Origin of the sequence: Bacteroides graminisolvens DSM 19988 = JCM 15093, from assembly GCF_000428125.1 — a bacterium.
GTDB lineage: Bacteria > Bacteroidota > Bacteroidia > Bacteroidales > Bacteroidaceae > Bacteroides > Bacteroides graminisolvens.
The window spans coordinates 23,810-45,929 of sequence record NZ_KE386627.1 but is presented as its reverse complement, the minus strand read 5'-3'; the positions used below and the strand labels follow the sequence as shown (position 1 = coordinate 45,929).

At 41.6% G+C, this 22,120-nt stretch carries 18 protein-coding genes and 1 pseudogene; 9 read left to right on the top strand and 10 right to left on the bottom strand.

The window, feature by feature from the left end:
* Window positions 1-81 precede the first annotated feature (81 nt).
* From C511_RS0112655 to C511_RS16865, 3 genes and pseudogenes are all read right to left on the bottom strand, one after another.
* On the bottom strand, window positions 82-579 hold the full coding sequence (locus C511_RS0112655) for an HYC_CC_PP family protein (protein ID WP_024997022.1): 498 nt from the start codon (window positions 577-579) through the stop codon (window positions 82-84).
* Between the two features lie 82 nt (window positions 580-661).
* The gene (locus C511_RS0112650; RefSeq protein WP_024997021.1) at window positions 662-1,162 is read right to left on the bottom strand and encodes a GNAT family N-acetyltransferase; all 501 of its coding nucleotides are present in this window, start codon (window positions 1,160-1,162) and stop codon (window positions 662-664) included.
* 23 nt (window positions 1,163-1,185) lie between these two features.
* Window positions 1,186-1,506, bottom strand: a pseudogene (locus tag C511_RS16865) (VOC family protein); the annotation flags it as partial.
* A gap of 283 nt (window positions 1,507-1,789) precedes the next feature.
* On the opposite strand from C511_RS16865, the gene C511_RS17970 reads away from it, so the two are divergent.
* The 6 genes from C511_RS17970 to C511_RS0112615 all read left to right on the top strand — a co-directional run bounded on the left by C511_RS17970 (window position 1,790) and on the right by C511_RS0112615 (window position 10,926).
* On the top strand, window positions 1,790-2,221 hold the full coding sequence (locus tag C511_RS17970) for a DUF6769 family protein (RefSeq protein WP_024997019.1): 432 nt from the start codon (window positions 1,790-1,792) through the stop codon (window positions 2,219-2,221).
* Window positions 2,222-2,428: 207 nt separating this feature from the next.
* A complete protein-coding gene (locus tag C511_RS0112635) occupies window positions 2,429-3,154 on the top strand; it encodes a phosphatase PAP2 family protein (protein WP_226992546.1) in 726 nt (241 codons plus the stop codon).
* A gap of 10 nt (window positions 3,155-3,164) precedes the next feature.
* The gene (locus tag C511_RS0112630; RefSeq protein WP_024997017.1) at window positions 3,165-4,349 is read left to right on the top strand and encodes an efflux RND transporter periplasmic adaptor subunit; all 1,185 of its coding nucleotides are present in this window, start codon (window positions 3,165-3,167) and stop codon (window positions 4,347-4,349) included.
* Window positions 4,350-4,368: 19 nt separating this feature from the next.
* On the top strand, window positions 4,369-7,479 hold the full coding sequence (locus tag C511_RS0112625; protein ID WP_024997016.1) for an efflux RND transporter permease subunit: 3,111 nt from the start codon (window positions 4,369-4,371) through the stop codon (window positions 7,477-7,479).
* Window positions 7,480-7,497: 18 nt separating this feature from the next.
* Window positions 7,498-8,676, top strand: coding sequence for a TolC family protein (locus C511_RS0112620; RefSeq protein WP_024997015.1), 1,179 nt, complete (start codon window positions 7,498-7,500; stop codon window positions 8,674-8,676).
* A gap of 219 nt (window positions 8,677-8,895) precedes the next feature.
* Entirely contained in the window at window positions 8,896-10,926 is a 2,031-nt protein-coding gene (locus tag C511_RS0112615) for a heavy metal translocating P-type ATPase (RefSeq protein ID WP_024997014.1), read from the top strand.
* Window positions 10,927-11,013: 87 nt separating this feature from the next.
* Here C511_RS0112615 and C511_RS0112610 read toward each other — a convergent pair whose 3' ends face one another.
* Complete coding sequence (locus C511_RS0112610) at window positions 11,014-11,811, bottom strand: DUF4738 domain-containing protein (protein ID WP_024997013.1); 798 nt, start codon at window positions 11,809-11,811, stop codon at window positions 11,014-11,016.
* Between the two features lie 68 nt (window positions 11,812-11,879).
* Window positions 11,880-12,434: a dTDP-4-dehydrorhamnose 3,5-epimerase gene (gene rfbC, locus C511_RS0112605; protein WP_024997012.1), complete on the bottom strand. Its 555-nt coding sequence runs from the start codon at window positions 12,432-12,434 to the stop codon at window positions 11,880-11,882.
* Window positions 12,435-12,601: 167 nt separating this feature from the next.
* Here rfbC and C511_RS0112600 point away from each other — a divergent pair, with 167 nt between their 5' ends.
* Both C511_RS0112600 and C511_RS0112595 read left to right on the top strand, forming a co-directional pair.
* On the top strand, window positions 12,602-13,696 hold the full coding sequence (locus C511_RS0112600) for an HU domain-containing protein (protein WP_024997011.1): 1,095 nt from the start codon (window positions 12,602-12,604) through the stop codon (window positions 13,694-13,696).
* 24 nt (window positions 13,697-13,720) lie between these two features.
* Entirely contained in the window at window positions 13,721-14,242 is a 522-nt protein-coding gene (locus C511_RS0112595) for an FHA domain-containing protein (RefSeq protein ID WP_027318225.1), read from the top strand.
* A 103-nt stretch (window positions 14,243-14,345) separates the two neighbouring features.
* On the opposite strand, the gene C511_RS0112590 is transcribed toward C511_RS0112595, so the two are convergent.
* Window positions 14,346-15,785 (bottom strand): tagaturonate reductase, encoded by a 1,440-nt coding sequence (locus tag C511_RS0112590; protein WP_024997009.1) that lies wholly within the window; start codon window positions 15,783-15,785, stop codon window positions 14,346-14,348.
* Window positions 15,786-15,822: 37 nt separating this feature from the next.
* Window positions 15,823-16,884 (bottom strand): LacI family DNA-binding transcriptional regulator, encoded by a 1,062-nt coding sequence (locus C511_RS0112585; RefSeq protein WP_027318224.1) that lies wholly within the window; start codon window positions 16,882-16,884, stop codon window positions 15,823-15,825.
* Window positions 16,885-17,149: 265 nt separating this feature from the next.
* On the opposite strand from C511_RS0112585, the gene uxaC reads away from it, so the two are divergent.
* Window positions 17,150-18,556, top strand: coding sequence for a glucuronate isomerase (gene uxaC / locus C511_RS0112580; RefSeq protein WP_024997007.1), 1,407 nt, complete (start codon window positions 17,150-17,152; stop codon window positions 18,554-18,556).
* An 87-nt stretch (window positions 18,557-18,643) separates the two neighbouring features.
* On the opposite strand, the gene C511_RS0112575 is transcribed toward uxaC, so the two are convergent.
* The 3 genes from C511_RS0112575 to C511_RS0112565 all read right to left on the bottom strand — a co-directional run bounded on the left by C511_RS0112575 (window position 18,644) and on the right by C511_RS0112565 (window position 22,067).
* Window positions 18,644-19,828 (bottom strand): MFS transporter, encoded by a 1,185-nt coding sequence (locus tag C511_RS0112575; RefSeq protein WP_024997006.1) that lies wholly within the window; start codon window positions 19,826-19,828, stop codon window positions 18,644-18,646.
* Window positions 19,809-20,630, bottom strand: a complete 822-nt coding sequence (gene panB, locus C511_RS0112570; protein WP_024997005.1) for a 3-methyl-2-oxobutanoate hydroxymethyltransferase — start codon at window positions 20,628-20,630, stop codon at window positions 19,809-19,811. Before panB ends, C511_RS0112575 begins: the two co-directional genes overlap by 20 nt.
* A gap of 153 nt (window positions 20,631-20,783) precedes the next feature.
* The gene (locus tag C511_RS0112565) at window positions 20,784-22,067 is read right to left on the bottom strand and encodes an NAD(P)/FAD-dependent oxidoreductase (RefSeq protein ID WP_024997004.1); all 1,284 of its coding nucleotides are present in this window, start codon (window positions 22,065-22,067) and stop codon (window positions 20,784-20,786) included.
* Window positions 22,068-22,120: the final 53 nt, after the last annotated feature.

The window sequence follows — 22,120 nt, the reverse complement described above, 5'->3', positions numbered from 1 at the left end:
CATATAACATTCCAGTGCAATATTATGTTTGCAAATACTGCACTATAATTCCTCCTTTATTCATAAAGAAGTTTGTATGAATCAAATAACAAGAATACAGATGCGAGCTAGAAGTTTCCTGCCCGTAGTGAATAATTGCTCCGGAGGAGCATAACTATTTAGAGAAGATACTAAATCAGAAGAAAGTAAAAATGATACAATGGTTCTGACAGAAAGAAACAACACAGGTTTTAAGGTATGCAAATAATTTGCATACCTTATATGTTCAAATTCATCACCCGATAATCTAAGTACAGAGGTATGGCAGCATTTTTCTTTAACCAAGTGTTGTCCCTTACCTGTAGTATCTTGTTCTTGCGAAGAACTGTTTCCGCAGCAATCATCATGTTCTTGTACACTAAAAAACTCAGTAGAAGCAAGCTTGCCTGAGCAGAAATGAAGCGATAAGATGGGGTGCACTGTCAAATGCATCACAAGCAGCAATAACGATATGGATAGGAAATACTTCATTTCTATTGAGTTATCTTTAGTAAAGATAGACTTATTCTTTTCAGAAATACTAATATCTAAGTCATCCAATGTTACCTTTTATATTAAATTTGCAAAAGTTTAATTTTGTTTAAAACACAAATTATGTATATAGCCCATCAAACCTCATTCCTCAACACTCATCTTTAAATGTCACATAAACCAGCTCGTCCATAAACTCACCGTTTTTATACAAAGCCTTTTTATGTCGTGCCTCGCATGTAAAGCCGGCTTTCTCCAATACCCGCTGCGATGCTCGATTGGTTGAAAATGGACGTGCGTATATGCGCACAATATCAAAGGTTTTAAAGCCATACTCCACTATTTCGCCTATCGCTTGAGGCACTATGCCATTGCCCCAAAAGGGTTCTGCCAGCCAATAGCCTAGTTCGGCACTTTTTTGATGAATATCAGTCTGCGGTAACAGACCGATAGAACCAACCACCTCTCCGTCAACATCAATGGCAAAAATGCCGGGATGGTTTATTGCCAATGATAAATAATCCTTGCCATTTTCTTCTGTATAGGGATGTGGAAACATATTGGTTAGAAACTTGGCAATGTTATAGTTATTGGCATATTTCACCAAGCTTGCTAAATCGGACTCTTTGAATTTTCGCAATATAAATTTCATTTCAAATATCCTCTTACTTGTTTTTATTCTTTTACCGCGCTTTTATATTTTTCATCGAGCTCACGTTCGGAATAAACATAGAGCACATTCCCTATCGGATCATATAGTCTGAAAGCTCTGTCGCCCCATTCATGGTCGGCAATCTCTTCAATAAACTGCACTCCGCTTGGCTTAATCTGGTTGTAGCAAGCATCGACATCTTCCACCATTAGGTTGAGAGTAACCCCTCCAGTGAAGCTTGCCTTTTCTTCTTCGTTATAGCTTCCTTGGAAAGAGAGAAATAAAGGAGCATTTTCATTGCCTTCCAAACGGATGCTAACGTACCAGCCGGCATCGAAAGTTACTTTGGCCTGAAAATGCTTTTGTTACTTTTTTAATCTGTCACAAATATAGCAGAAAAATTAATTCGCTGTCTAACCGGTCTTATTTAAAATAGATGATTATGAAAGTTCACTTGCATTAGGAGATCGTGCTTCGCCAAAGCATTGTTATTATCACTAGAGGAATTATGCCGTTATTCCAAATACTAAAAAGAAACAAAAAACAAGTATTAATTAGATAAAAACAACTAATTTATTTTGAATTTTAGATATAAATCACCATCTTTGGCACAAAATATATCTTTTAGTGAAAAAAGGAGCTAACATATTTTTCTTAACACTGGCAACTCTAATGTTTTTAGTGTTAACAATTGTACCGCATCATCATCATAATGGGGGCGTTTGTATAATAAAAGAGAAATGTGAACAAGATTCTGCTATCAGTGACAAGCTTACCGGGCATACACATAATGATAAAAGTCACAGCAGGTCATGCTCTCTTGAATCAGCTTTTGCCATTCGGAAAACAGATGACGGGATAAAATGCAAGGTTCACTCCTGCGATAACCCTCAACACTTCCATATCTTCCCTATTCTTTACCTCGGTGTAGACTTCCTGCTTTATCCGGAGGTTAGTTCAAGTTCGCAACCTGAATGGGGGAATAATGTATCATTCTATACCTCCGCAGAAGCAAGCCAATTTCATGGTTTGCGTGCCCCACCCCACATACTTGCTTAATTAGCCTAATATCCTAATTCAGAATTAGGATAATAACCTTTGTATATCCAAATATGCTTTATTGGATATACAGATAGGCATATAAATATCTTTATTTATAATTCGGTTCTCTGTTGTATGAAAACCGAAAAACAACGGTTAGCAATGTATCTAGAAAAAAAGTGCACTTGCATAATTTGCATCATGCTTATATGTTCTCGCATCACAATGGCTCATACAAATAATGGGAATCAAAGTGAAACAGAAGGTGATAGCATAAAAACGCCTGATACACTAAAATTTTCGTATAATCAGTTGTTCATTCCGGCAACCCTTATGTTATACGGCACAGTAGAAACAGCAGTATCAATCAAGCGGCGAATGCTCAACTATGCTATAGGGCACGAAGTTATAGTTCATAAACCTGAACGATTTCAGATTGACAACATAACTCAATACATCCCGGCAGCAAGTGTTTATGCGCTAAATTTAGCAGGAATAAAAGGGAAAAACAATCTCAGAGACAGGAGTATTATATTAGGATTGTCTTCCCTATTCGCCGCTATTAGCATAAATAGCATAAAATACACCGTAAGAAAAGAACGACCCGATAAATCAGCTTCTAACTCATTTCCTTCGGGACATACGGCAATAGCTTTTATGGGAGCCGAATTTTTATGGCAGGAATACAAGAACGTTTCTGTTTGGTACGGCATAGCGGGATATACAATTGCCGCAGGAACAGGTGTATTCAGGGTATACAATAACAAGCATTGGGTAGGCGATGTGGCCTTTGGAGCCGGACTGGGAATATTATGCACCAAACTAGCCTATTGGATATATCCTTCCGTTGATAAAGCATTTTCAAAAAATCATAAAAACAGGAATAAAATAGCTTTTTATCCTTACTATAACGGACAAAAAGGCGGTTTTTCCTTATCTATTAAATTATAAAAATAAAAAGATGAAAACGTACATCACAAGTTTATTTATTGTAGCAGCAATGATTGCTTCAGGCTGTAGTTCCAACAATAAAAATCAAGCGAGTAAAGAATCTCACGAACATGCAGAAGGCGATGGACACGACCATTCTGAAGGCGATGGACACGACCACGAAGGAGGGCATAGTGAGGAAATTTCTTTTACAAAGAAACAAGCCGAAGCGGTAGGTTTAAAAACAGAAACGGTTACCCCCGGCACTTTCTCTTATGTAATTAAAACAAGTGGGCAAATATTGTCGGCACAAGGTGATGAAGCAACCATTGTAGCCACTTCAAACGGAATTGTATCCTTTACCAATCCATCAATTTCAGATGGTGCAGCTATACGAACAGGGGAAGCCATTGTTACAATATCAGCTAAAAATTTGCTAGAGGGTGATCCGGCAGCAAAAGCTCAAATTGCTTATGAAACTGCAAAGAAGGAATACCAACGTGCAGAAGGACTCGTAAAAACACAGATTATTTCTGCCAAAGAATTTGAGCAAGTACGCCTGCGGTATGAAACTGCCAAAACAGTATACGAGGCGCAATCAGCAAGTATGACAAAGAATGGAGTAAAAGTAACTTCACCCATCAACGGATACATTAAAAAGCGCTTAGTTAGCCAAGGAGAATATGTATCAGTTGGACAGCCTATCGCAACAGTTTCACAAAATCGCCGATTGCAACTGCGCGCTGAAGTATCTGAGAACTATTTCAAGAGTCTTAATAGTATAAGTAGTGCAAATTTTCAAACAGCTTATGATAATGCAGTTTACAAACTATCGGATCTAAACGGAAGATTACTCTCTTTTGGTAGGGCTTCGGGAGGACAATCATTCTATATTCCGGTGACATTTGAATTTGATAATATAGGAGATTTTATCCCCGGTTCGTTTGTTTCTGTATATTTACTCTCAAAGCCTCAAGCTAATATAATCTCAGTACCAACATCAGCAGTAACAGAAGAGCAAGGCCTAAACTTTGTGTACCTGCAACTAGACGAAGAAGGTTATAAAAAACAAGAAGTAAACCTGGGTCAAAGTAATGGAGACAGAGTACAAGTACTTTCAGGACTAAAAGCCGGAGATAAAGCAGTAGTCAAAGGGGTATACCAAGTAAAACTAGCTGCCGTTTCATCTGTAATGCCCGAAGGACATAGTCATTAATTACTAAAGACGAACTGTTATGTTAAATAAAATAATAAAATTCTCACTAAACAACCGAATGGTTGTTTTAGTTACATCCCTGCTACTTATGATGGCGGGAATTTATACAGCTTCCAATATGGAAGTCGATGTATTTCCGGATTTGAATGCCCCTACCGTAGTCATAATGACCGAAGCCAAAGGCATGGCGCCCGAAGAAGTAGAACGTTTGGTGACCTTCCCCGTAGAAACTGCTGTAAACGGTGCAACAGATGTGCGCCGTGTGAGATCCTCATCAACCACCGGATTTTCAATTGTATGGGTTGAGTTCAATTGGGGAACAGATATTTATCGTGCACGTCAAATCGTTTCCGAGAAGTTGGCAGTAGTCAAAGACGCTCTACCATCTAATGTAGGAAATCCGACATTAGGACCTCAATCATCTATCTTAGGTGAGCTAATGATTATTGGATTGACCGCCGATACTACCTCATTGCAGGATTTACGAACATTGGCCGATTGGAATATACGCCCTCGATTACTATCTACCGGCGGGGTAGCCCAAGTTACTGTAATGGGGGGGGATATTAAAGAATATCAAGTCTTACTGAATCCTGACAAAATGAAACATTATAGCATTGCCCTGGATGAAGTAATAAAGGTGGTAACCGAAATGAATCAGAATGCTTCTGGAGGAGTATTATATGAATACGGTAACGAATATATCATACGTGGTGTACTTTCAACAAATAATGTAGCTGCTTTAGGCAAAACGGTCATAAAAAAGATCGATAATGCACCTGTAATGTTGGAAAATATAGCGGAAGTTAAAATTGGGAACAAAGCACCTAAATTAGGCATTGCCTCTGAGAAAGGAAAAGCGGCCGTACTGATAACAGTAACCAAGCAACCATCTACAAGCACTATAGAACTGACTGATAAGTTAGATAAATCGTTAGCCGAATTACAAAAGACATTTCCGGCAGACGTAAAACTGTCTACAGATATTTTCAGACAGGCCAGGTTTATTAATAATTCAATTGGAAACGTTCAAAAATCACTGTATGAAGGCGGTATATTTGTTGTCATTGTACTCTTTATATTTCTAATGAATGTTCGGACAACTGTTATCTCGTTAGTAACAATTCCTCTCTCATTGGTTGCATCTATTTTAGCACTTAAACTAATGGGGCTAACCATTAATACAATGAGTTTAGGCGGTATGGCTATTGCTATTGGTTCGCTGGTAGATGATGCCATTGTGGATGTAGAAAATGTTTTCAAGAGATTGCGTGAAAACAGGCAGAAACCAATAGAAGAGCAAAAAACGGTAATGACAGTGGTGTTTGAGGCATCAAAAGAAGTTCGTATGCCTATTCTTAATTCAACACTCATCATTATTGCCAGCTTTATTCCTTTATTCTTTCTTTCAGGAATGGAAGGGCGTATGCTAGCTCCACTAGGTATTTCATTTATTGTTGCACTTGTTGCCTCTACAGTAGTGGCATTAACGCTGACGCCAGTACTATCTAGCTATCTGTTAGGTAAACAAAAAAAGGATGACAAGCCTGAAAAAGAGCCGTATGTAGTGCGAAAACTAAAGAATGCGTACGAAAAGGCACTGAAATGGACACTTAGCAATCGCAAATGGGTACTCGGAGGAACCGGCGCACTTTTGACCGTTACCATTGTTATCTTTTTCACATTGGGTCGTAGCTTCCTTCCACCTTTTAACGAAGGCTCATTTACTATAAATATCAGCACGCTTCCGGGTATTTCGCTGGAAGAATCAGATAAAATGGGACGCATTGCAGAAAACATATTGCTTTCTGTGCCTGAAATACAGACTGTTGGGCGTAAAACAGGACGCGCCGAACTTGACGAACATGCTTTGGGGGTAAATGTATCAGAGATAGAAGCACCTTTTGTGTTGAAGGAACGCTCTAAAGATGAGGTTCTCGCAGAAATACGAACAAAGCTAAAAGTTTTATCTGGCGTAAATATCGAAATAGGACAACCTATTTCACACCGTATAGACGCTATGCTGTCTGGTACAAGAGCCAATATAGCTATCAAACTATTCGGAACAGACCTAAACAAAATGTTTACATTGGGAAATCAGATAAAAGCATCGATACAGAATGTAAAAGGTATTGCCGACCTCAATGTTGAACAGCAAGTAGAACGTCCGCAACTAAAGATAGAACCCAAAAGAGAGATGTTAGCCAAGTACGGTATCACACCGCCTGAATTCGGTGAGATTGTCAACATAATGCTAGCAGGAGAAGTTGTATCACAGGTATATGAAGGCAATAAATCATTTGATCTGACACTTAAAGTCAATGAAGATAGCCGCGAAACTTCCGAACGTATCCGCAATCTAATTGTAGATGCCGGAGGTCAGAAAATACCGTTCAACTACATAGCTAATATAACATCATCTACAGGACCAAACACCATCAACAGGGAGAATGTGGCGCGAAAAATTGTCATTTCAGCCAATGTGGCCGGACGAGATTTACGAAGTGTTGTGAACGACATTCAAGATAAAATCAATACGGAGGTGAAGTTACCCGAAGGATACCACATTGAATATGGTGGGCAATTTGAAAGTGAGCAGGCAGCTTCACGCATCCTACTTGTCACTTCTGTATTCTCTATTATGGTCATATTCTTATTATTGTTCGCCCAGTTCCGAAGCGTGACTCAATCCACAGTTATATTGCTAAATCTTCCGTTAGCTCTTATAGGTGGTGTCTTTACTGTCTTCTTTACTGGAGGTGTTATCAGTATTCCGGCCATTATCGGATTCATATCTTTATTCGGAATTGCAACGCGTAACGGTATGCTGTTAATCTCTCATTATAATGACTTACAGAACGTAGGGATGTCAGCAATGGATAGCGTTATACATGGCTCACTGGATCGCTTAAACCCAATATTGATGACCGCACTCAGTTCAGGACTTGCTCTAATACCGTTAGCATTAGGAGGAGATTTGCCCGGTAACGAGATTCAAAGCCCCATGGCAAAAGTTATACTTGGCGGATTACTGACATCAACATTTTTAAATGGTTTTATCATTCCAATTATGTATATCTTAACTAACAAGAAAATCGTGACAGAAGTGATAAAAAACGATGAAGTTTAAGAATAAATACCAATAAATATGAAAGTAACAATAATAATGATATTAGCAATATGGGTAAGTGTACCTATATTTGCTCAAAAGAGCATCAACACGGTACTCACGAGCATAGAAGAGAATAACTCAACTCTGAAAGCACTTCGAAAAACCGCTGATGCACAAAAGATAGAAAACAAAACAGGAATATACTTAAGTAACCCTGAAGTTGAATATAATTACCTATGGGGAAAGCCCGGAAACATAGGCAACCGTACTGATATTAGTGTAAAGCAAAGTTTTGACATTCCTACCATAATAGGAATGAAGAATAAAGTGGCAAACGTTCAAAACAACTTGGTTGAACTACAATATCAGTCAGACAGAATAAATATTCTGTTGGAAGCAAAACAATATTGCATCGAACTGATTTACTATAATGCTCTTAAACAAGAACTTGATGTGCGCATGAAACATGCAGAAATGATAGCAGAAGGCTACAAATCGCGTGTAAAATGGGGAGATACCAACAAGTTAGAGTACAACAAAGTTCAACTCAATCTATCAACTGTTCAGGGAGAAATAGCTCGAATTAATGTTGAACGGGAAACTCTACTAACGCAACTCAAGAGATTAAACGGAGGAACAGATGTTGTACTAGAAGAATCTCAATACCATAATATCTCACTTCCCGTGAGTTTTGACGATTGGTTTGCGCAAACAACAGAAAAAAATCCGGCAGTGGCATACGCCAGGCAGGAAATTGAAGCAAGTAGAAAACAGGTTTCATTGAGTAAAGCCATGAATTTACCTACATTTTCAGCCGGATATATGAGTGAAAAAGTGGTTGGACAAAAGTATCAAGGGGTTGCGTTTGGTATTTCAGTTCCTCTGTGGGAAAACAAGAATCGAATCAAACAAGCCAAGTCTTCAGTAATTGCAGCCCAATCTCGTGAATATGACACGAGGCAAAGTTTATATAGTAAACTTCAGATTCTATATAGCCGCACCGCAGGATTGAAAATGACAGCCGATAAATATCGCCAATCCTTAGCAACAGTCAATAATACAGATTTGCTAAAGAAAGCATTAGATGCAGGTGAAATATCTCTTTTGGACTATATTCTTGAAATGGGATTGTACTACAACACAGTTAATCAAATGCTAGAAGCTGAACGCGATTATCAAAAGGCCTTTGCAGAACTTTCAGCTTTTGAGTTGTAAGTGTATGCTAGATTATTGATAAAATAAGAAAGTTTGACTTAAACATTCTGATAACTTATCTCTGAAATAAAACAGGTATATTCTCTACTTTTTGCTGGTATCAATCGCCTAAGATGTAAAAACAAACATTGTTTCTCAGGTGCATTATTTGTAAGCCTAGCTGCCGTATGGGATATACCTGTTTCATTATCAAATAATACAAATAATTTACACTCAACAATGATGTCACAAAATCATAAAAACAATAACCATGCGCAAAGCATAATAATGTGTTGTGCATCGGAAGATAAGATAGATGCTAAAACAGCAACAAAGCATTTAACTGGAAGCCACAGGGAAAAAGATGGGCATAGTAATAATGACGAGCATGATCATAGCGGTGAAAAAATTAGTGCTCTCAAAATATTATGGCCCATTATCCTATCGCTAATCTTTCTACTCACCGCGCTTTATCTAGATAGTTATTCTTCGGGTGAATGGTTCACTGGTTGGATCAGAATAATTTGGTATGTGATTGCTTATACACCGGTTGGCCTACCTGTTTTAAAAGATGCTGTTGTAAATATCAGTAAAGGAAATATTTTCTCGGAGTTTTTTTTAATGGGAGTCGCTACTATTGGGGCTTTTGCCATTGGCGAATATCCTGAAGGCGTTACCGTAATGCTATTCTATGCAATAGGTGAAGTTTTTCAAACATTGGCTGTAAAGAAAGCCAAGAAAAGCATCAAGTCATTACTTGATCAAAGACCCGATGAGGTAACTGTTATACGAAACAATTTGCTTAAAACTGTCAAAGCTGAGACTGTAGAAATAGACGAAATCATACGATTGAAACCGGGAGAAAAGGTTGGTTTAGATGGGATTCTTTTATCAGAATCAGCTACCTTTAACACTGCTGCATTGACAGGAGAAAGCACCCCTGACGCAAAGTTGAAAGGAGATTCCGTTTTAGCAGGTATGATAAACATCAACAGGGTTGTCGATGTAAAAGTAACAACAAGCTATAAAGAAAGTAAATTGAGCCGAATATTAGAGTTGGTACAGAATGCCACTTCTAAAAAAGCTCCAACGGAACTATTTATCCGAAAGTTTGCAAAGGTATATACACCTATAGTTGTCTTTGCAGCTACTGCTATATGCTTTCTTCCTTATTTTTTAAACAGTAACTATCAGTTTGAGACTTGGCTATATAGAGCACTCGTATTCCTCGTGATTTCCTGTCCTTGTGCATTGGTTATTTCAATACCGTTGGGGTATTTCGGTGGTATTGGCGCAGCAAGCCGTAACGGAATTTTATTTAAGGGAAGTAATTTCTTGGACACATTAGCTTCTATAAAGCATGTAGTAATGGATAAAACCGGTACTATGACCGAGGGGGTATTCAAAGTACAAGATATTGTTCTTGACAGCGCATTTAATCAAGAGGAAATATTACAAATGGTAAATGCTTTAGAAAGCCACACGAATCACCCTATTGCAACTGCCATTCAAAACTTTGTTGGCACTGTCAATAGCAATCTTCCATTACTAGACATTGAGGAGATAGCGGGATACGGGCTAAAAGCAAACGTAGATGGGAAAGAATTATTGGTTGGAAATTTTAAATTGATGGATAAATTTTCTATAACTTACAACATGCAACCCGATGATATTTTCTACACTGTTATAGCAGTTGCTTATGATAAAAGATTTGTGGGGTATTTAACCATTGCTGATAGTATAAAAGAAGACTCTCAAATAGCCATTAACAAATTAAAAAGACTCAATGTAAAAACAACAATGTTAAGCGGGGATAAAACATCTGTGGTTAGATTAGTCTCAGAGAAGTTGGGCATAGACAATGCTTTCGGTGATTTGCTACCAGAAGATAAAGTTAATAAGATTAAAGAAATTAAAGATAAGAATGAAACTGTGGCCTTTGTAGGAGATGGTATCAATGATGCACCAGTGGTTGCATTAAGTGATGTAGGCATTGCAATGGGCGGATTGGGTAGCGATGCTACTATAGAAACTGCGGATGTAGTCATTCAAGACGATAAGCCCAGCAAAATAGCAGTTGCAATTAAAATTGGGAAACAGACGAAAAAAATTGTTTGGCAAAACATCACATTAGCATTTGTAGTTAAAGGTATTGTTTTGATATTAGGTGCTGGCGGTGTAGCTACAATGTGGGAAGCTGTGTTTGCCGATGTAGGTGTAGCATTACTTGCCATTGTCAATGCAATACGAATATTAAGGAAGAAATTTTAAAGATAACATTAAATTAATTCTTCACTATACAAAAAGGGATACCTATAGTTTTTCAACCTTTTTCATCATGATTTGCTATACCCTCTATTACTTCGCCGCCTTCATCGTCAGCTTTCCTTTGAAGCTCACATACAAATCAACGATGTTGCAAACAAAGCTTTCGGGAATGCACACAGAAGCCTGGTAGTGAAAGCCCGAAGCCCCCACACCAATGAACTGCATGTCAGAGAAAAGGGATTTAGACAAGAAGTCGGCGGAGACGTACGGACTGAGCATTTGCTTGGTGATGTCACTGGCGTACAGGCTCTTGCGGCCTTCGTATACGCAAATGTGCATCACGTTATCATAATAGATGTTGTCAATGCTCATGCCGTCTTCGTTATAGGATGTTTTTACGACTTTGACTTTCGAGGGGTTGATGTACACGTAAGCACGGTATCTCTTGCCGTCGTAATTCACCACGCTGTCACGCTCCACACGTTCACGGTACGTAGGAATCACTTCCACACCACCGGCACTGAACGCCAGACTGTCATCGGCATCTTCCGAACGGTGCAGCTTAACAACCTCGTCAGATAAGGAGTGAAGCCAGAAGACGTATTGTCCCAACTTATCAATGTGGTAATGCGTTACTTCATTGCCGTACGTATGCAGGGTATCGTTCTGTACTTTGAAATAGACAGGCGAGTTCTGAGGATCTGAATAATAAATGGTGTCGCCCTTGATCTTCATCAGCGGCATGTCACTGTCATCGTCAACCCATATACCTTGTAGTTGTGATTTGGCCAGCGTGTCTTCCTGCATAGCAGAAGAGTCTTTGGTACCGCCGCCCTTACAGGAGAAAAACAACAGCACGAATATGAATGAAGCAATACTCTTTTCCATATGTTTGTTTTGTGCAAAATTACTAATTCTGCATCTATTTATGTAGCAATTTTATGAATAAAAAACAATCAAAACAACGATTTTGTTGCAACCTCAGCAAAAAGAGTTCCGCATTTATCTTTGTCCGATACAATAAGTACACTGGGATCAACGGACCAGTCGATCTTTAACTGAGGGTCGCTGTACATAATTGTAGCTTCGGCCTGAGGTGTGTAATAATTATCAACCTTATAAGTAAAAATAGCTTCATCACTGAGCACCAGAAATCCGTGCGCAAATCCGCGGGGAATAAATAGCTGACGTTTGTTGTCTTCACTGAGTTCCACGCTGATGTGCTTGCCGAATGTGGGCGATGCGGTGCGGAGATCCACCGCCACATCGAGCACGGTGCCTTTGATGACGCGCACCAGCTTGGCCTGACTGTATTCGCCCTGCTGGTAATGCAATCCGCGCAACACGCCGAAAACCGACTTCGACTCGTTGTCTTGCAGAAAGTTTACCCGGCCGATGTGCTGCTCAAACTCTTGTTGCTTGAACGACTCCATGAAGTAGCCGCGCTGATCACCGTAAACGGTAGGTTCAATGAGCCAAACACCGTCAATCTCTGTTTGAATATAATTCATTTTTGGTTTGAATGTTTGTTGATCGGATTATTTCGAGAGGCAAAAGTACACAAATTTTCTGAATCGGAAAGAACAGGGCTTGTACATTTCGGTGCGTTCATAACTTGTTAATAACAAACAAGGGGAATTATGATGCATATCTCAAAAAAAACACTAATTTTGCACTTATGAAAGAATTATCACAGCACATAGAGACATTACTATTGGAGAATGATTGTGTAATCATTCCCGGATTCGGCGGCTTTGTGGCGCACTATGCATCTGCCCAATGGGTGGAGGAAGAGTGCATCTACCTGCCCCCTACCCGGAACATCGGCTTCAACCCGCAACTCAAAATGAATGACGGATTGTTGGTGCAGTCATACATGGCTGTGCACGATACCAATTTCTCTGATGCGCAACGGATAATTGACAAGGAGATTCAAGAACTGATTTCAACACTGCACGAAGAAGGTCGCGCGGACTTGCCCAATGTGGGCGAACTGCATTTCACCATTCACGGCACGTATGAGTTCACTCCTTTCAACAACAAGATTACAACTCCGTCTTTATATGGCTTGGATGCCGTATCCATTACTCCGCTGAAGCAGAAAAGCAAGGTGGCCGACCGCAAGCCGGTAGTCAGCTATAACACTTCGGCCGATAAGAATACGTATAACATCAGCATCAACCGTACTTTTGTGCGTCATGCAGCAGCTGTGGCAGCCGCCATCGTGATGTTCTTCATGCTTTCTGTTCCTGTTGAAAACACGGAAATCAGAAACGAGAACTACGCTCAGCTGATGCCGTCGGAACTGTTTGCCAGCATAGAAAAACAATCGGTTACCACTGCGTTGGTGGGCAACACTGAAAAGGTTGTTACCGGTAAGGCAGCAGCAGGCTCAACAGCACACAAAACGGTCTCCAAAGCAGTGAAGCCTAAAACGGTGAAAGAGGTAACGGTTCCTGCCGTACCTAAGGTTACCAAGGAAACGGAAACAGTAGCGGTTAAGGCTAAAGCTGAAGTTCAGGAAACAAAAGCTAACTCTTCTGATTATCACATCATTATAGCAAGCAGCATCGGACAAAAAGATGCCGAGTCTCTTGCCGAAAAGCTAAAGGCTAAAGGATACAGAAATGCTCGGGTGCTGAAAGGCAGCAGCGTGATTCGTGTGAGCATTGACAGCTACGACAACCGTGAAGAGGCAGGCAAAAAGCTGTCTCAGGTTAGGCAAAACGATGAGTTTGCCACTGCATGGGTGTTGACTCCTGCCAATAAGTAAGAAGATACAACTAAAAGTTTAAGAATGAAAAGAGTTCTTTGTCCCAAATGTGAGAATTACCTGTCTTTTGATGAAACGAAATATACCGAAGGGCAATCTTTGGTGTTTGTGTGTGAACATTGCGGCAAGCAGTTCAGCATACGCTTGGGCAAAAGTAAAGTAAAGGCGGTACGCAAAGAGGAAGACCTCAGCGAGGAATTAACCGACGAGGGTTTTGGAAGCATTGTGGTAATTGCCAATGTATTTGGATTCAAACAAGTAATACCGCTTGCGGAAGGTGATAATGTAATAGGTCGCCGCTGTGTAGGCACGGTTATCAACGCTCCTATTGAAACGGGAGACATGAGCATGGACAGACGCCATTGTATCATCAACGTGAAACGAAACAAGGCGGGGAAACTGGTTTATACGCTCAGAGATGCGCCGAGCCTGACAGGTACATTCCTGCACAATGAGGTTCTGGGAGATAAAGACAGGGTGCGCATTGAAGATGGCGCTATCATGACACTGGGGGCTACATCGATTATTCTGAAAGCCGGAAAATAAATGTTATCTACATAATTAATAAGCACACTTAGTATTAGAGAGGGAAAAAGGGCTGCACTCGTTAAGAATGCAGCCCTTTTCATTTATGCTTATTTCTCAGGAATTAGAGAATGCTCTTTACTGTTTCAAGCATACCGTTTGCCTGAATTGAATCTAGGTTGGCTTTGATAGCAGCAGTCAGTCCCGGAACATGGTTCAGGTTCTCACCCCAGATGAACTCAGCTCCCAGCACGCCTTCGGCTACGGTCTGTGTACAGCCGCTTGCCCAAAGTTGAGTAAGCAAGTCCATGATTTCAGGAGCGTCATTGGGAACAATGGCAGCACCGTCGGCACGAACACCGCCTTTGTAGTAAGTGATGATAGCTGCCAAACCTAATACAAGGCCTTTAGGCAATTCACCCTTACGTTCGAGGTATGTTTTCAAACCGGGAAGGTCACGTGTTTCGTATTTGGGGAATGAGTTCAGCATGATGCTTGTTACGGCGTGGTCAACAAACGGGTTGTTGAAGCGTTCCAATACATCTTTTGCAAACTGATTCAACTCGTCTTTCGGCAAGTTCAAGGTTTCCATCAACTCATCGAACATCACTTTGTTGATGTACTGTCCTACCACTTCGTGGTTGCAGGCATCACGCACAATGTTTACTCCTGAAAGGTATGCAACGGGTGACAACACGGTGTGAGGGCCGTTAAGCAAGGTTACCTTGCGTTCGTGGTAAGGAGCTTCAGAAGGTACAAACAATACGTTCAAACCGGCTTTATCAGCAGGGAATTCTTTAGAAACTTCCTGAGGAGCTTCGATAACCCACAAGTGGAAGATCTCTGCCTGTACTACCAAGTTGTCATCATACTGAAGTTTTTCTTTGATAGCATCGATGTCTTTGCGGGGGAAGCCCGGTACGATACGGTCAACCAACGTTGCATAAACACCGCAAGCTTCTTCAAACCATGTTTTGAATTCGGCACCGAGGTTCCAAAGTTCAATGTACTGGTAGATGGTTTCTTTCAGTTTGTGACCGTTAAGGAAGATCAACTCGCATGGGAAGATGATAAGTCCCTTGCTCTTGTCACCATTAAAAGTCTTGAAACGATGGTAAAGCAACTGAGTTAGCTTGCCCGGATAAGAAGATGCAGGAGCATCATCGAGCTTGCAAGAAGGATCGAAAGCGATACCTGCCTCTGTTGTATTTGAAATAACGAAACGCATTTCAGGTTGTTCGGCCAGTTTCATGAACTCTGCGTTCTGAGAATATGGGTTGAGTGAACGACTGATAACGTCAATCATGGTAAGGTTGTTAACCACCTCACCTTTATCAAGTCCCTGAAGATTCACGTGGTACAGATTGTCCTGCGCATTCAACATGTCAACCATACCTTTGTCAATAGGCTGTACGACTACAACGCTGCTGTTAAAGTCGGTTTTTTCATTCATGTTGTAAACGATCCAGTCAACAAACGCACGAAGGAAGTTACCTTCGCCAAACTGAATGATGCGTTCGGGACGCTGTACTTTCACGGCTGTTTCTTTGTTTAAAGCTTTCATTCTAATTGCAATTTATAAAATATTTATAATCAGTATTTTAATCAAATTCAAAATAATAATCGATATTCTCTTTCATCAGAATATCAATGGGCATAAACCTCGCAGATAAGACGTTTTGCTTGAACACTACGTACTCACACAAAGCTCTGATTCCGCGATATCCCTGCAAGCCGGGACGCTGCCCGATGAGGTATTTCACATAGCCCGCTTTCATGAGGTCTGTGTTCTTATCCAGCAAGTCATAACCAATCAGGGCTTCCATCTTCCGACCGCTTTCGCGCAGGAAATTACCTACCTGGTAAACTCTGGAGTTAAACACAATGCCCAGCTCTGCATCCGGATGATTCTTGAAAAAGTTTTCGAGGGCTTCGTAATCTGTGGTTGTATTGTCTTTGTTCAAAACGAATTCAAGCACTCTTACTTGCGGAAAACTTTCGTTGATGTACTGCATGAAACCCTCCATGCGGCGAATCATCTGTATCTCGGCGGGATTGTCTTTTCCATTCACTAAGAAAAGAACCAGCTTCTGCCCTTCCCGATAGCTCTGCATCAGCAATTTGGCAGCTATGTACCCGCTCATGTGCGAGTCTTGCCCGATGTATTTCAACGCACGGGCACCTTCTATGTTTAAATCAACAAAGATGTAGGGTACCTTGCGCGTTTGCAAAACAGCTGCAAGCTCTGTCGTTTCTTTCTCGAAATTAGGCGCTATGAGTGCGGCATCAATCTCCATGTTTCGCAAGGCGTCACAACCCTTGCTATAAGATGATTCATGGGCATGCACATAGTAAATGAATTCCACACTTACATTAAAAGGACGCAGTTCGAGGGCTGCTTTTTCAATGCCCTGGGCAACGGAATGCCAATAATCTCCTTCCTGATGGGCGGGGATCAAACAGGCTATCTGATACCTTTTTTTGGCTGCCAAACCAATAGCAAACATATTGGGATGGTAATCAATCTCTTTCAAAACTTTCTGCACTTTTTTCAAAGTGGCCTCAGAAACTTCGCCTCTGTTATGCATCACACGGTCAACTGTTCCGGCAGAAACTCCGGCCATACGTGCAATGTCTTTAATGGTGTAATTCTTCTTATCCATGTGTTTTTACGCCTCGTATTAAGGTCAGTATAAGATTTTTTTCGCATATTTGTTCTTTGAAGGGCAAATACGCAAAGCGTTTAAATATTATAAATTTTCCCGCAAATATACGAATAATTTTGGTTTGCCAAGTAAAACTTCTATTTTTGTGTTCGATAACGGTTAATAAAAGCAAAAGGTCTGAAAGACCTATTTGGCTTATTACCAATGTAATACCGGCAGATACTAATTAAGTAACAATTATATACTTTTAAAGCGCAATAAAATGAAGAATTTCATGGATGAGAATTTCTTGCTGCAAACGGAAACGGCACAGAAATTGTATCACGGGCATGCTGCTAAAATGCCGATTATTGATTATCACTGTCACCTTATTCCTAAGATGGTAGCGGATGATCATAAGTTCAAATCATTAACGGAGATATGGCTTGGAGGCGACCATTATAAATGGCGTGCCATGCGTACCAACGGTATTGATGAGCGTTATTGTACAGGAACGGACACAACCGACTGGGAAAAATTTGAGAAATGGGCGGAGACAGTGCCTTACACCATGAGAAACCCATTGTATCACTGGACTCACCTGGAGCTGAAAACGGCTTTCGGCATTGATAAGATTTTGAATCCGAAAACAGCACGTGAAATCTTTGATGAGTGTAACGAGAAGCTGGCTAAACCGGAATATTCGGCTCGTGGCATGATGCGTCGCTACAACGTTGAAGCGGTTTGCACCACCGATGATCCCATCGATTCTCTGGAGTATCACATTCAGACTCGCGAGAGTGGTTTCGAAGTGAAAATGCTTCCTACCTGGAGACCCGACAAAGCAATGGCGGTTGAGGTGCCTGCTGATTTCAAAGCGTACATGGAGAAATTGTCTGAGGTAAGCGGGGTAACCATCTCGAACTTCGACGACATGATTGCTGCATTGCACAAACGTCACGACTTCTTTGCTGAGCAGGGTTGTAAATTGTCTGATCACGGTATTGAGGAGTTCTATGCTGAAGATTATACGGATGCTGAGATCAAAGCGATTTTCAACAAGGTGTATGGCGGCAGCGAACTGACCAAGGAAGAGATTCTGAAATTCAAATCGGCTATGCTGATTGTATTCGGCGAAATGGATGCTGATAAGGGATGGACACAACAGTTCCACTACGGTGCCATTCGTAACAACAACACCAAGATGTTCAAATTACTGGGACCGGATACCGGTTTCGACTCAATCGGTGAATTTACTACTGCCAAAGCAATGGCTAAGTATCTCGATAAGCTGAACAGCAGAGGTAAACTAACTAAAACGATTTTGTACAACCTGAACCCTTCTGCCAACGAGGTTATTGCTACTATGTTGGGTAACTTCCAGGACGGAACGGTAGCCGGAAAGATTCAATTCGGTTCGGGATGGTGGTTCCTCGATCAGAAAGACGGTATGGAGAAACAAATGAATTCTCTGTCGGTACTGGGTCTGCTAAGCCGCTTCGTAGGTATGCTTACCGACTCTCGCTCATTCCTTTCTTATCCTCGCCACGAATATTTCCGTAGAACATTGTGTAACCTGGTAGGTCGCGATGTTGAGAACGGTGAGATTCCTTACGCTGAGATTGAAAGGGTGAACCAAATGATTGAAGACATCAGCTACAACAACGCTAAGAACTTCTTTCAATTTTAAATAGCACTGAGCAAACTTTTGCTATACAGAAATGGCTGCTTATCGGGTGATAGGCAGCCATTCTTTTATGGTTGAATCGGGTAATAATTACCTGAATCGTTTCTTCTTGAAATAAGGGTATGTTACCAGCAGGAAGAAGAGAAGTGATAACACGGCCATGGCCAGACAGAAACGGTAAAGAACCGGAAGTGATTCGGGTATCTGCGCCGTTGTGTAGCAGGCAATGGCTATACCGATGGAGATACCGGTTTCCCACGACAACAGATGCATGGTATTGGCAGTGCCGCGCTGACAATGTTGTGACAGTTTCACAAACATAAGCAGAAACTCGGGGGTAACCAAACCCATACCGATACCCAGCAAAACAGCGCCGGGAGCAGTGGTTAACTCTGCAACGGGGAAAGCCAGCAATGCTGTGGCCAGGATCATCACAACCAGTCCGCTGATAATCTGTCCGAGGAAGTTGTCTTCCTTGAAAAGCAGTTTCAGGAATACAGCCGAGATGAAAAAACCGGTTCCGACCACGGCAAAGAACGGAATGCTATATCCCATCAGAACCACGCATTTATACGTATCGGGTACCAACGTGATCAGCACACTGGGAATCAGTGCAATGAGAATCATGTTAAGCAAGGGTATCCATCCGCGTCCCAGTAAAAAGCGGTCTGTTGTGCACAACTTCGAACCGATAGGTGCACGAAAAGGCACATACAGCATATTAATCAGCAAAATGCCCACTCCTCCTACCGCAGCCGACAGATAAACCACTTCATCAAATCCGCGGTACATGAAAACGGCAATGCCGGCAGCAACTCCCATCATCATGCCAAAGCGGGAAGTCCACCCGAAAACCACATTACTGGCACTTCGCTTACCCGGATTGGTAAGGTCTATTGCCAAGGTAATGCTGGTGGTGGTAGCCAACCCGAATGATATTCCGTGAATAAGACACAGCAACATAAACTCTACGGGAGTTTGCACAAACAAGCAAGCAGCGTTAACCAACAGCATGATGGCAAACGATAACAAGCAAATGTATTTACGCTTATAGGTATCCATCAGGTAACTGTAGAACGGACCTGCCAGAAACATTCCCGCCGTAAGCAGCACAAATATGCTACCTGTAAAAGCGAGTGAAACACCCAAGCGTCCCGCCATGACCACAGGTAACATGGGAAGTAACATGTAGCGGGAAATAAACAACAAAAAATTACCTAAACAAATTTGCAGATAGCTCGAAGAAAGCAGTCCGCTAGTATTGCTCTTTCTCATTTGGGAAATCGGAATCTTTTACGTCTGTTACATATTGTTGAATCGCATCGGTCATGATGGTATGCAAATCGGCATAGCGGCGCAAAAAGCGCGGACTGAAACCTTTACTCATACCCAGCATGTCCTGAACAACCAGTACCTGACCGTCGACCTTGCCTCCGGCACCAATACCGATCACCGGAATGGTAAGCTCTTTGGCTACGCGTTCGGCTAGTGAGGCCGGAATCTTTTCGAGTACCAGGGCAAAGCAACCTGCTTCTTCCAACAAATGGGCATCGCTAAGTAGCTTTTCAGCTTCAGCCTCATCTTTGGCACGCACGGTGTAAGTGCCGTACTTGTTGATGGATTGAGGCATGAGTCCGAGGTGTCCCATGATGGGTATTCCGGCACATAAAATTCGCTTAACGGTTTCGATGATTTCTTCTCCGCCCTCCAATTTCAAAGCATCGGCATGGCTCTCTTTCATGATTCTGATAGCAGAAGCCAATCCCTCTTTGGAGTTTCCCTGATAAGAACCAAACGGCATGTCGACCACTACCATCGCTCTATTCACCGCACGAACAACCGATTTACCGTGATAGATCATCTGATCTAGCGTGATAGGTAAAGTCGTTACGTTACCGGCCATCACATTGGAAGCTGAATCGCCTACGAGGATCACATCCATTCCGGCGCCATCAACTATCTTGGCCATTGTGTAGTCGTATGCTGTTAGCATCGATATCTTTTCGCCTCTTTCTTTCATCTCAATGAGGCGATGAGTTGTTACTTTGCGGGTATCGTCTGAAATATAACCAGCCATAATATTTGAAATTAATAATTAAAAATTGGCTGCAAAGTTATAGCTTTCGGGTGGAACGAAGAAATATTTCTCTATATTTTGGTCTCTGCCCGGAAAGGTTATTCATGAAAGGGTATTCTGTGCGAAAACCCCTATGACAGGAAATCTCTTCCATCAATCACCTTTTGGACGGGAACGGAATATAAAACGAAGAGATTGATCGTACATCACATAATTCCATATCCAATTGATTAATACCATCAATTTGTTCTTTACTCCCAAGATGGAACGCAAATGCACCAACAACCAAACCGCCCAGGCCACAAATCCCTGAAGCTTTATCTTTTTAATATCGGCCACAGCTTTGTTGCGACCAACAGTTGCCAATGATCCTTTGTCCTTGTACTTAAAAGGAGTCAGTGCACCACCCTTCTCCACCTGCATCAAGTTCTTGGCCAGCAGTTCGCCTTGCTGAATAGCCACAGGCGCCACTTGCGGATAGCCATTTGGGAAGTCGGGCTCGGTTTGCATACAGATATCACCAATGGCAAAGAGATTGCTGTGTCCTTTCAACTGATTGAATTCATTCACTACTAACCTACCCGCACGTGCCAGACAATCGTCTGCTATGCCTCCGAAACGTTCTGCAGTAACCCCGCTCACCCAGATCAGCGTATTCGTAGCTATGGTTTGCCCGTCGCTCATAATCACCTTACCATCTACATAATCGGTAACATGTATCTCAGTGATGATATTTACTTCCATCTCCGTAAGGAATTTATAGACATGAGCCGATGCTTCCTCAGACATGACATTCAGCAAACGGGAGGATCCTTCGATGAGGTAGATATTCACTTCGTGATCGGCCAAATCGGGATAATCTTTGGGAATGATGTAACGCTTCATCTCGGAAAGGGCTCCGGCTATTTCCACACCCGTAGCTCCACCGCCCACAATCACAATGTTGAGCAGGGCTTGCTTCTGATCTGCATCGGTGCAATCGAGCGCTCTCTCCAAATTATATAGAAGTGTATTTCGCAGGGTGAGGGCTTCTTCCACACTCTTCATGGGCAGGGCTGCCTTGCGAATGTTTTCGTTACCAAAGAAGTTGGTGGTAGTGCCCGCCGCAATGACCAGATAGTCATACGACAAAGTTCCTATGGGTGTCTCAATATAGTTTTGGTCACTCACAATTCGGGTGACTGCCGCCATACGAAAATAGAAGTTTCTTTTCTTACTGAAGTTCTTTCTGAAGGGAAAGGAAATGGAACTGGGTTCTAATCCTGCCGAAGCAACCTGATATAACAGGGGCTGAAACTGGTGGTAATTGTGTCGGTCGACCAACACTACCTGAAAATGATCGCCACAAAGCTTATCGGCCAGAGCCAGACCAGCAAAACCGCCTCCTATTATAACCACTCTCTTTTGAGAGGTACGAGGTATCTTTATTGTATCCATTTTGTATTTATTATCAAATAATACAAAAAAAACACCTCGCTAAAGAGCTTGTT

Excerpts from the sequence above, each read along its gene's own strand:
- rfbC (WP_024997012.1), bottom strand. The coding sequence starts at position 12,434 with ATGAATTATATTCAAACAGAGATTGACGGTGTTTGGCTCATTGAACCT.
- C511_RS0112600 (WP_024997011.1), top strand. The coding sequence starts at position 12,602 with ATGAAAGAATTATCACAGCACATAGAGACATTACTATTGGAGAATGAT.
- C511_RS0112635 (WP_226992546.1), top strand. The coding sequence starts at position 2,429 with ATGGCTCATACAAATAATGGGAATCAAAGTGAAACAGAAGGTGATAGC.
- C511_RS0112620 (WP_024997015.1), top strand. The coding sequence starts at position 7,498 with ATGAAAGTAACAATAATAATGATATTAGCAATATGGGTAAGTGTACCT.
- uxaC (WP_024997007.1), top strand. The coding sequence starts at position 17,150 with ATGAAGAATTTCATGGATGAGAATTTCTTGCTGCAAACGGAAACGGCA.
- C511_RS0112610 (WP_024997013.1), bottom strand. The coding sequence starts at position 11,811 with ATGGAAAAGAGTATTGCTTCATTCATATTCGTGCTGTTGTTTTTCTCC.
- C511_RS0112615 (WP_024997014.1), top strand. The coding sequence starts at position 8,896 with ATGATGTCACAAAATCATAAAAACAATAACCATGCGCAAAGCATAATA.
- C511_RS0112650 (WP_024997021.1), bottom strand. The coding sequence starts at position 1,162 with ATGAAATTTATATTGCGAAAATTCAAAGAGTCCGATTTAGCAAGCTTG.
- C511_RS0112595 (WP_027318225.1), top strand. The coding sequence starts at position 13,721 with ATGAAAAGAGTTCTTTGTCCCAAATGTGAGAATTACCTGTCTTTTGAT.
- panB (WP_024997005.1), bottom strand. The coding sequence starts at position 20,630 with ATGGCTGGTTATATTTCAGACGATACCCGCAAAGTAACAACTCATCGC.
- C511_RS0112625 (WP_024997016.1), top strand. The coding sequence starts at position 4,369 with ATGTTAAATAAAATAATAAAATTCTCACTAAACAACCGAATGGTTGTT.
- C511_RS0112630 (WP_024997017.1), top strand. The coding sequence starts at position 3,165 with ATGAAAACGTACATCACAAGTTTATTTATTGTAGCAGCAATGATTGCT.
- C511_RS0112590 (WP_024997009.1), bottom strand. The coding sequence starts at position 15,785 with ATGAAAGCTTTAAACAAAGAAACAGCCGTGAAAGTACAGCGTCCCGAA.
- C511_RS0112585 (WP_027318224.1), bottom strand. The coding sequence starts at position 16,884 with ATGGATAAGAAGAATTACACCATTAAAGACATTGCACGTATGGCCGGA.
- C511_RS0112565 (WP_024997004.1), bottom strand. The coding sequence starts at position 22,067 with ATGGATACAATAAAGATACCTCGTACCTCTCAAAAGAGAGTGGTTATA.
- C511_RS0112575 (WP_024997006.1), bottom strand. The coding sequence starts at position 19,828 with ATGAGAAAGAGCAATACTAGCGGACTGCTTTCTTCGAGCTATCTGCAA.